Consider the following 10,180-nt stretch of genomic DNA (forward strand, 5'->3'; position numbering starts at 1 on the left):
GAGCAACAGCTGGTCCATACAGTGACATGGTGAGCAAAGCGATTAAGCCTCTGATGGAGGAGAAAGGCTACAAGATCGAGATTGTTGAGTTCAACGATTATGTTCAGCCGAACAAATCACTTGATAACGGATCGATCGACGCCAACCTATTCCAGCACATTATTTATTTGAACAAGTTTTCTCAGGATAATAAGCTTGAACTAAGCGCTGTTAGTAGTGTCCCAACTGCGCCAATGGGCCTTTACTCGAATAAAATTAAATCCATTGATGATATTAAAGAAGGAAGTACGCTTACGATTGCGAATGACCCTGCCAACCTAGCACGCTCGCTTCTGCTGCTTCAGGATATTGGGCTCGTTACAATCAAAAAGGATGCAGATCCAGCGACGATTTCCGATAAGGATATCGAGACTAATGTTAAGAATCTTAAAATAACGTCGCTCGAGGCTGCCCAGCTTCCACGGACGCTGGACAGCTCCGATCTAGCTGTTGTTGCGGGCAACTTCGCCCTTGCAGCGGGTATGGACCTGACAAGTTCTTTGCAGCTTGAGAACATGGCTGAAAACTACCGTAACGTTGTAGCTGTTAGAACTAAAGATGCTGAAAGCCAAATGGCCAAGGATCTGAAGGAAGTTATTGAGTCTGCGGCATTCGAGAAAACGATGGACGAGCAATTCCAAGGCTTCTCGAAACCGGAATGGATGACGAAATAAGGGAACGAATAAAATAAGACCGTGCTGCTCATGCAGCACGGTCTTATTTTATTCAGCGATTTGCTTAATTCGTTCGATTGGCTTCTTAGGATATGATTACAGTATCGCGAGCTACATGCTGATTTATAATTTTTGATAGTGATTTAAGAGATTCTCTACTTTATCTTGGATCATTTGTTTTAATGATCCAGGCTTCACGGATATAACATAATGTCCATATCTCATTAAATAGTTAGCTATAAACTCTTCTTCTCCCAGATTATAGAATCCCTTAATGACTGTTTTATTACCATTTTCTAATTTCATAGAAGGATAATGTTCTTTATAAAAAATATCCTTGGCTTGTTCTAAAATCTCTACTTCAAAGTCAATACTCTTCTCAGATTGATAAATTTCTAATGAACGACTAAGGAGTTCATCTATAGATAAGTGAGATTTGATTTCCTCTTCTTCTATACGGATTATTCTATCGCATCTGAAAACTCTATATTTATTTGTATTTAACTCTATTCCAGTAGCATACCATTGACCAAACCTAGCGGATATTTTGAAAAATTGAACATGGTAACTTTTTGCCTGATTATCTTTTAAATATTGAATCTTACAGCTGCTCTCATTAAGAATGCTTTCTAGAATTTTATCTAAAAAACGACTGACATTATGATGCTGATAGATTTCAAATTGTAGGACTTTTTTCATTTGGTGAATCTGATTTATTTGTTTTTTGGAAAGACAGTTTTCAAACTTTTCATTTAGATGATTAACACTTACATGAAATGGTGTTGATTGATAAGATTCTAACGTCAACATGGCAAAGTACAGAGCATACACTTCATCTATAGTAAAAATAATGGGGGATAACAATCTATTTTTTAAGATACCATATCGTCCATGTCTGCCATGTTCCGAATAAATAGGCATACCTAATTGTTCTAATGAGCTAATATCACGTAGAGCCGTACTTTTTGAAATATTGTATTTATCCATTAGGTCATTTAAATTAAAGAACTCTCGACTGTTTAAGTATCTGGTCATGTCATTTAGTCTTTCTAATTTCTTCATAAATATATCTCCTTATAAAGGTGTCATATTTTGATACCTTTATCTATTATGATAAGTTCAAGGTCATATATCAAATATAAGATATCTACCTAGGATGATTATATAAAAGGAGAATGATACCATGAGTACAACACTAGAAATAGCTATTTTCTTATCCATGAACGGAAGAGCAAAAGAAGCTATAAATTTTTACAAGAACCATTTTAACGCAGAGGAATTGTTACTTGTAACTTATGAAGACCTGGCAAAACGTGACAACTCCATTCAGCTTACTGATGAGAATAAGAATTATATTTCTCACTCTGTCTTATCAATCGGAAAAACAAAAGTCATGATAGCAGAAGATACAATGAATACCAGTGAAGCATACACAGTTGGTAATAACACTTCATTTTGCATTCAAAGTGCTGACTTAGCGGAAATTGAACATTTTTATAAGAGCTTAATTACAGATGATCGAGTGAAAATCATTGTTCCTTTATCAAATAATGTATTTAGCAAAGCATATGGTATTATTGAAGACCCGTTCGGTATTCAAATTCAATTAATGTTTGATGATAGATTACAATAAAGAACACACGTATAGCTTGTTCTCACTGTCTACTCAACACATGTGGAGTGTATAATATTGATGGTACGAAAAAAGATGTGACAGTACCGCTAAAGATAGGCAGGGATGCAGGCGATTCGCAAAGCGAATAATTTAGTGCGATCCTTGAGAAGAAAAAAAAGATATTTATAAAATATTGAGGTTTAATGAAAGATGAGGGTTCATGTTATGCCAAAAAACGATAATATGCTGGCAATTCTATGGATGCTGAATTCGGGCGTAAAAATGACTGCAAAACAAATATCCGAAAAGTTAGAAATAAATATAAGGACAGTTTATCGGTATATTGATGCACTATGTGCCAGTGGAGTGCCTATAATATCCGACGCAGGTCATAATGGCGGGTATAGCTTGCTGAATAATTTTATCAGTGCACCTCTGCTATTTGATATTGAAGAAAAAAAGGCACTCCTTCATGCTGCTGTTTTTGCAAAAGAAGCCGGATACCCTTTGAGTGAGGCATTAGGCAATGCGACATCAAAATTGAAAATGTATTCGAATCAGGAGCAGGAAAGTATTCTTAGCCGTCAATTAGCCGGATTTGAAGTTATAAACCGCATGGGAAACCCTACTGTTCAGCCGGTATTGGCGGAATTGGAGCAGGCTGTAGCAAACGAATTCTCTGTAGAAATTGATTATCGCACAAGCCATGAAGAACAACCAAAGAATAGGGTGATAGACCCCTATGGAATGGTTTACTGGAACAATAAATGGTATACTGTTGCATTTTGCCACCTAAGAAATGAGATGCGCAGCTTTCGGGCAGATCGGATTCAACAAATCAAGCGTACACAAATCATATTTAAGCGTTCCGAAGCTTTTTCGGCCCGTGAATTTTTTATGCAAAATCTGTTACCTGATTTGGTGGGCAAGGACGGGTTAATTTCTTTAATTATCGGAGGCAGGTCAGAGGCACTCGATGACTTATGCCTGCATTGGTTTTTGGGGCATCATCTGAAAGAGCGGACATCAAATCAAGCAATCTTTTTACTTGAGGAAAAATCAATTCATATATATGTCCCTTATTTTCTCCTATCCTACGGGAAATCCATTCAAGTAATCGAACCACAGAGTTTGAAGGAAAAACTTGTTGCTGTTGCGTCGGAGTTAATGGAATATTATCAACTTTAATAGCTTCACTGACAGCAGATGTCAGTGAAGCTATTTTATAATGATGATAATCATTGATTACCGATGGATGGTTGGTATCACTTGATGAATTGTAAAATAAGGAGAACTTGCAAATGAATAATACGGTATATCTTTATGTGTTTGACACAATGGCAGATTGGGAAATAGGTTACTTAACTGCCGAGCTGAACTCGGGAAGATATTATAAAAAGGGGCTGGCCCCATCAAAAATAGTTACCGTGGGAATTGAAAAGACTCCTGTAACTACAATGGGCGGGTTGAAAATACTGCCTGACATCAAACTGGATGAGTGCAGCATTGAAAGCACAGATACATTGATTTTACCAGGTGGAGATACATGGACAGAAACAATTCACCAACCCATCTTAAAAATCGCCCAGAGGTGTTTAAAGGAAGGTATATTGGTTGCAGCGATTTGTGGTGCTACAATGGCACTTGCCCAGACAGGATTGCTGAATTCCCGCCCGCATACAAGCAATGATCTGGAATACCTTAAAATGATCTGTCCCACTTACACGGGCGAAAAGTATTACAAAATGGAGTCTGTTGTAACTGATGGAAAACTGATCACTGCATCTGGAATAGCTCCGTTGGAATTTTCTGTACACGTCTTGAGAGCTCTGGGTGTGTTTTCTTCAAAAACATTAGATGCCTGGTATAGTCTTAATAAGACTCATGAATCCAAGTATTTCTATGAGTTGATGAATACAATCCAATGAAGGTATAAGCATAAAATTGATAGGTTATGATCATTTAAAGGAGGAGTAAAAATGACTGAAAGCAGAGAATATATGGGAGTGTCAGGTAAATATACAAAGAATGGAACACCCAACGGCTGTACATCTATTACCCCATTTATAACAGTGAAGAATCCTTCTGAAGCAATAGAGTTCTATAAAACTGTTTTCAATGCAAGGGTTAAGGATATTACTGAATATCCTGATGGAAATGGGGATATTATAATTGCTCATGCGGAATTAGATTTTGGAAATGGTTTTTTGCAGCTGGGAGCAGCGAATCCGGCATATAACTTGGCCTTGCCGCCAGATGAAGACAATGCGTGTTATTCTTTAGGAATTTACGTAATTAATGTTGATCATGTACTTGAAAATGCGGTAGCAAGAGGAGCAAAAGTAAGGGAACCGGTTGTAAGCTTTGTTTCAGGTGATCGATTCGGAAGTATATTGGATCCTTTTGGAGTAAGATGGTCTATTATGACTAGGATTGAGGATTTGTCAGAAGAAGAAAGTAGTCGGAGGGTTGCTGAATGGGCCAAAAGCTTTAGTGGAGAATAAATGCAATAACTGTTTTAATAAAAGTGCTAAAAGTGACAATTTGCTGAAATGATGTAATAGAAATGCTGGTGCCAAATAGTTGGCGAAAATAGAAACTTCAAAATTTTGAGGTTGAAAAAGCAATCTTTCGAAAATATACCGTGTCGCCAAGGGGCTATCAGTCCAGCTTCATACGGCATCATTATCACCGCCACAAGGCATGTAGAGTGCTATGTGTCGGTAGTGAAAAAGCATTGATATATCACCACATTTACCCATTATTTAAATTGAAAAAGCTTAAGTTGGAGATTCCGCTTGGGCTTTTTTTTCTTTGGTTGAAATGCTTGCAGAATCCTTCCACGCAGCTAGAGTTGGTATAGCAGCGGACGGCAGTATTGCGATCATTATAACTTCAAAAATCCGTTGTTGTTGGGCCTTAGGTTGCCCCCCCCCTTCCATTTTGTCAATATTAAGCTTGCTTAATATTGATAGTGCTGAATGAATAGTGTTGCTAAAAGCTTCGCCGCAACTCTGTCTGGTTAATGGAGCCGCTTGAAATAGTTGATTTACCGTGGTTATATGAAGGGATAGAAATCATAATCGAAATTTCCAATGCAGGGAGGCAGCAGCTCTGATGAAACATAGAATGGACAAATGGAAACGGCAGTGGCAGTGGCTTGTTCAGGCCCTGGAGCAGAAGGGGGCAAAAACCTTTATTACGATTGATCATCCTGCACCAGAAGAGGGAATTGCTGAAGCTGAAACCCGGTTGGGAATGCGGTTGCCGGAGGATTTCCGCTCACTGCTGAAGGATGGCTCCGGCAAAGTATTAGTATACTGGAGCTTACCGTGTGGGACGATTAAACCTTTTGATGTGAGCGGAGAAATAGGCTGGGGTACAGATCAGTTGGGTTTCTTCGATTTTGCCGATGAGGAAATGGAGGGACAACGGCAGTATCTGACCTTTCATCTGGCTGGAAACGGGGATGAATTACTGCTGGACCTGGGCAGTCCGTCCGGAACTTCCGTTGTGCATTGGGCACATGAGACGGCAGAATTCCGGATCCTTGCGCCATCCATGACGGCTTTTGTAGACCGAATTACAGAACTGGGTTGCGTCGGAGCGGAGGAATGGCAGTATCCGTATTTTTGCGGTGAATTCGGCCTGGATCCGGAGAGCGGGTATAGCAGACGCTGGAAGGCATGGCTGCACCAATACCTAACGCTTACACTGGAACAGGCCCAGGAGGAGCTTCCGCTGCTCATCACCTATACAGAGATGAACAGGTTGGACAAGGAGGTGGCAGAAGCCTTTGCCCGCTATGATGGGGAGGCAGTGCTGCAAGCCTGGTTGAAGCGAGCCAGGGCAGAGCAAGATCCCGATAATATAGATGCTTTAATACGCTGTGCAGGTGATATTCTTAAGGAGGAAGCATCTGATTTTGTGCGCTCATTGTGGTCGGAAGCTCCAGCGGTTAAAGTTAGCCACTCTCTTCGTGCTTATCTTTCTGCACGCTGTCTGCCGGAAGGTGAAGGGCTTAAACTGGTCTTGGAAACGTTGGATGCGTCTACGAAACAGAATAAGCTGAGTGGTTATGAAGCGAATTCACTGCTCCAGCCTTTTGGCAGCCGCAGGGTGCTGGAGTGGATGGAGGACAAGGTGTCTTTTCCTTATGGCGGCTGGGATACGTTGTATGTCCATTCACGGCCTTCAGTATCCGACATCGTGCATTGGCTCAGTGCCAAGGATGTACAGCGTCAGATTGTCATTTCGGCGTTATCCAGCCTGCCGGAGGATTACGTGCTGTTCATTAGTCATGTGGACGCACAGCAGGTCCGCAGCTTGCTAGAGCAGGCGTTGGGCACAGCTGTGCTTAAAAAAGAAAAGCAAGCCGTCCGTGATGCGCTGGAACGGCTTGCTTAAGCTCCATGGGAACCTATAATAGGGATTGTGGGGTATCTACAACCCGCATTTTGCAAGTAGGAGAATTTTTCGCAATATGAGAGGTGACATGGTGGACAAGATAGAGATGGTATTGACCAAACAGGGAAAGACTTTTAAAGATTATCGGCATTTAACTATTACGGAAGCAACAGAGATTTGTATCCTTAATGTCATTAAAGGCAGACTATATCCCGACAAGAAGACGATGAACCCGACATACGAGTCATATCCCGTCAAGCAGGAAGCAATCGATCGGCTGAAGGAACTGGCTGATGAACTGGAAAATAAAGGTTTTGTGGAAGAGCCGAGAGATGTCTTATTTCAGATCGCGGAAAAAGAAATATACGTGTACGACAAAGCGAAATGGCACTACGAAGGCGACTTTCCGCAAGAACTGGATTACATCCAAGCCTATGTTCCGACGGGCATGTTCATAGCCTGGGTGGTCATAAATGATCTGGTCGGCAAACGAAGCCGCAAGGACGATGCATCGGAAATCGAGCTTGTCAAAAGGAACGAAATGACAGGCGCTCAATTTTATCGTACAAACTGGGATGGCGTGTTGAGCTCGAACGAATTGTCGGATGAAGCAGATGCGTTTGCTCGCGAATATCTCGATATCCAAAACGACATATATACGGCTGTTGATTTCACGAACGTATTGGCGGCCGGCTTGCCGACGATCTACCATGTAGAAGATTCAATTGAAAACTATCACATAATCGAGCCGATGATTACGGAGCGTTACCGAGACTGGAAACGTCGCAAAAAATCGGAAACCGCGGCTAGTTTAAAAAGTAAATGATCTATCAACGCAGTGATGGGCAACCAGACATGCAGAATCGCTGCAGCTTGCGAATCATAGATATTCAAGTCTGAAGGGATTGAGCATTTCGCGTCTCTTTATGAATTTCATCATTGCGGATATACATAGATTAGTTAAGGAAGAAGCGGGGAGGGAAGATAATTCCGTCCCTGTTTCGTGATAAATCTTTGCTGTAATTATTTCATTGTTATAAGTCCTCTATTCCCTGGGAATGCATGTCAAATATTTTGTGAAAACTCATTAATAGGTACTCCCCCGAGGGAGATCGCCTTTTCACTCCATTACAGAATATGCCAAATGCACCCAAAGCTCTGTGCAAGACGTATAACAGAGAATTACGAGGAGGCAAAATGATGAAATCAACAGATACGAGGCAGCAACTTGAAACGGAATTACAGGAAGTCGAAGCATGGGAACGGGATCAGAAGGATTTATGGTTCTGGGAAAAGCTTGGTAGACTTCCCTTTATGCTGCTTGATAAACTTACACCCAAATTTATTCAGAAGAAGATTGGGCAAGCGGTCGATGAGATCGGTGGATATGTTCAGAATGGGGGGCGATATCTGGTTTCGGAGAAAGGTGTGCTGGAGCATGTTCAAAAAAATGCAATAGCCTCATTTCAATCTGACTCTAGTGGTGTCGAATCAGTCGGACCGGCTGAACCGCTAACCCTGGATAAATGCTCCCTTTTGCCAATAGCGGTCATGAATAAGACATCAGATCAGCTGTCGGCGAGTCGTTCCTCTATAGCCGCCATCCAAGGCGCAACGACAGGTTTCGGCGGCTTTCTCACTCTAGCAGTTGATATTCCGGCAATATTAGGCCTTTCGTTAAAAATTATTCAAGAAATCGCAATCAGTTACGGCTACGATCCGAAGCTGAAGGAAGAACGTATATTTGCAGTCAAAGTCATGCAGTTCGCTTCTTCTGATATTGTTGGTAAAAAAGCAATCCTTGAGGAACTCGGCGCTTACGGCAGTGAGAATCACAAGCAGCAGATGATATCCCAACTACAGGGATGGCAGGAGGTTGTTGCTGTCTATCGCGATAATTTTGGTTGGAAGAAACTGTTTCAACTTATACCAGTAGCAGGAATGCTCTTCGGTGCCCTCATTAATAAGGGAATACTGAACGATGTGGCAGAAGCCGCCAAAATGCTATATCGTAAAAGAAGAGCGATACAAAAGTTAGAAGCTTTAGGAGAATAGGGAACAGCATACGAACAAATGAGAATGATTAAAAAAGCGATCGCCCTCTACTGTGCCATCTCGGCATGTTGGAGGGCGATCTTTTGTTTGGATTATTATCGAGATCCGGCTGCCGTACCTATTATTTTCCCCAAAGATTTCGAAATAATTTATTGCCAAAAGAAACAATAAGAAATATAATACTATTAAAACATAAGTTAAACGAAACATAAAAGAAAACTAAAAACAAGTTAACGCTTGTTGAGGAAAGTGAGATGAAAAGAATGAAATCAGTGAAGAGCTCATTGTTTCAGCTATTAGGCAAAGAATATATGGAATCAACAATGGCTGGAGCCGCTTTTCTTTCTGATCTGAATGTCTCGGAAGTGGAGAAAATAGCGAATGAAGAAATTGAGTTCATGCCCGAGGCGTATGTAACAAAAATGGATGGTTTGTTAACGAAGGTGGGAACACAGGTTGTTCCTGAAATAAAACATTCGATTCCGGGCGCGCCGACGAATGCTTTTAGAGCGGCAGCCAATTTGAAAGCTAGCCCTCTTGGGGGACTAGGTTATCTAAGATTAGGGGAGGATGGGAAGCTTTATCTTGCGGCCAAAAGCGAGCATTACCATACACCTCTGGGGCATAATTTCCCCGGTTACCAACTGATTGATAATGCTAGACGACTCGGTATTACCAATGCAACACATAACAACACACGGGGATATATTACACGTTTGCTGGAAAGGGAGCTTATTCGAACAGTGAACGGTTTAGGTCTAGAGGAAACCGACGCGTTGGAAAACATATTGGTTAACCAGGAGCCCCATGTCCTCAACCGTGTGATCAACTTGGAAACGGGAACATTAGCCTGTGAAGCTGCTATTAAAATGATGCTTGCGAGGTTTTACAAGCTTGACCATACGTTCCCGGAACCCGAATTTATGGATAGGATTCCCGTCTTTTTAGTCATGGCCGACAATGATGGGGGGGCAAAAGCGAACTATCATGGAACGACTGTTATTGCCCAGACTCTGCGTGACTTGTGGCCTGATATGTATGAAAAGATGAGTAATGCGGGGATTTTGAAAGCTTGTCCGGTAAGACTTAACGACATCGAGGACTTTAAGGCGAAATTCGAACAATATAATAAACCTCCATATAAGGTAGCTGGATTCCTTCATGAAATTATTATGATGAACTATGGAGGCATCAAACTTGAAGAGCAATATTTAAAACAAGCATACGAGCTTTGTCATGCTAACAATACCCCAGTGATGTGCGATGAGATTCAATCCTGTATGTGGTATCCCGGTATGTATCTGTTTAGGGAATATGGCTTGAATCCTGACTTTGTGGTCGTAGGAAAAGGATTTCCTGGAGGGCAGTATCCAGCTTCCCGCGTAATTAC

The 10,180-nt window shown here is 41.3% G+C and carries 10 protein-coding genes; 9 read left to right on the plus strand and 1 reads right to left on the minus strand.

The window, feature by feature from the left end; genetic code table 11:
- Positions 1–713: MetQ/NlpA family ABC transporter substrate-binding protein (locus AC1DWN_RS19240; RefSeq protein WP_477560516.1), on the plus strand; the 713-nt coding region annotated here is incomplete at its 5' end.
- A 123-nt stretch (positions 714–836) separates the two neighbouring features.
- Here AC1DWN_RS19240 and AC1DWN_RS19245 read toward each other — a convergent pair.
- Positions 837–1,775 (minus strand): helix-turn-helix transcriptional regulator, encoded by a 939-nt coding sequence (locus AC1DWN_RS19245; RefSeq protein ID WP_477560517.1) that lies wholly within the window; start codon positions 1,773–1,775, stop codon positions 837–839.
- A gap of 121 nt (positions 1,776–1,896) precedes the next feature.
- On the opposite strand from AC1DWN_RS19245, the gene AC1DWN_RS19250 reads away from it, so the two are divergent.
- The 8 genes from AC1DWN_RS19250 to AC1DWN_RS19285 form a co-directional block, all read left to right on the plus strand.
- Complete coding sequence (locus AC1DWN_RS19250) at positions 1,897–2,346, plus strand: VOC family protein (RefSeq protein WP_477560518.1); 450 nt, start codon at positions 1,897–1,899, stop codon at positions 2,344–2,346.
- Positions 2,347–2,553: 207 nt separating this feature from the next.
- Complete coding sequence (locus AC1DWN_RS19255; protein ID WP_477560519.1) at positions 2,554–3,516, plus strand: helix-turn-helix transcriptional regulator; 963 nt, start codon at positions 2,554–2,556, stop codon at positions 3,514–3,516.
- A 113-nt stretch (positions 3,517–3,629) separates the two neighbouring features.
- Positions 3,630–4,256 (plus strand): type 1 glutamine amidotransferase family protein, encoded by a 627-nt coding sequence (locus tag AC1DWN_RS19260; RefSeq protein ID WP_477560520.1) that lies wholly within the window; start codon positions 3,630–3,632, stop codon positions 4,254–4,256.
- Positions 4,257–4,307: 51 nt separating this feature from the next.
- On the plus strand, positions 4,308–4,832 hold the full coding sequence (locus AC1DWN_RS19265; RefSeq protein WP_477560521.1) for a VOC family protein: 525 nt from the start codon (positions 4,308–4,310) through the stop codon (positions 4,830–4,832).
- 613 nt (positions 4,833–5,445) lie between these two features.
- The gene (locus tag AC1DWN_RS19270) at positions 5,446–6,735 is read left to right on the plus strand and encodes an SMI1/KNR4 family protein (protein ID WP_477560522.1); all 1,290 of its coding nucleotides are present in this window, start codon (positions 5,446–5,448) and stop codon (positions 6,733–6,735) included.
- A 76-nt stretch (positions 6,736–6,811) separates the two neighbouring features.
- Positions 6,812–7,561, plus strand: coding sequence for a DUF7832 domain-containing protein (locus tag AC1DWN_RS19275; RefSeq protein WP_477560523.1), 750 nt, complete (start codon positions 6,812–6,814; stop codon positions 7,559–7,561).
- A gap of 374 nt (positions 7,562–7,935) precedes the next feature.
- Positions 7,936–8,790, plus strand: a complete 855-nt coding sequence (locus tag AC1DWN_RS19280; protein WP_477560525.1) for an EcsC family protein — start codon at positions 7,936–7,938, stop codon at positions 8,788–8,790.
- A 254-nt stretch (positions 8,791–9,044) separates the two neighbouring features.
- On the plus strand, positions 9,045–10,180 hold a 1,136-nt coding region (locus tag AC1DWN_RS19285), incomplete at its 3' end, for an aminotransferase class III-fold pyridoxal phosphate-dependent enzyme (RefSeq protein WP_477560524.1).

It is taken from the genome of Paenibacillus sp. P4_A7 (genome assembly GCF_056402455.1).

What these genes read in the sequence shown, in the direction of transcription:
- AC1DWN_RS19245 (WP_477560517.1), bottom strand. Translation starts at nt 1,775, where the DNA reads ATGAAGAAATTAGAAAGACTAAATGACATGACCAGATACTTAAACAGT.
- AC1DWN_RS19250 (WP_477560518.1), top strand. Translation starts at nt 1,897, where the DNA reads ATGAGTACAACACTAGAAATAGCTATTTTCTTATCCATGAACGGAAGA.
- AC1DWN_RS19255 (WP_477560519.1), top strand. Translation starts at nt 2,554, where the DNA reads ATGCCAAAAAACGATAATATGCTGGCAATTCTATGGATGCTGAATTCG.
- AC1DWN_RS19260 (WP_477560520.1), top strand. Translation starts at nt 3,630, where the DNA reads ATGAATAATACGGTATATCTTTATGTGTTTGACACAATGGCAGATTGG.
- AC1DWN_RS19265 (WP_477560521.1), top strand. Translation starts at nt 4,308, where the DNA reads ATGACTGAAAGCAGAGAATATATGGGAGTGTCAGGTAAATATACAAAG.
- AC1DWN_RS19270 (WP_477560522.1), top strand. Translation starts at nt 5,446, where the DNA reads ATGAAACATAGAATGGACAAATGGAAACGGCAGTGGCAGTGGCTTGTT.
- AC1DWN_RS19275 (WP_477560523.1), top strand. Translation starts at nt 6,812, where the DNA reads ATGAGAGGTGACATGGTGGACAAGATAGAGATGGTATTGACCAAACAG.
- AC1DWN_RS19280 (WP_477560525.1), top strand. Translation starts at nt 7,936, where the DNA reads ATGAAATCAACAGATACGAGGCAGCAACTTGAAACGGAATTACAGGAA.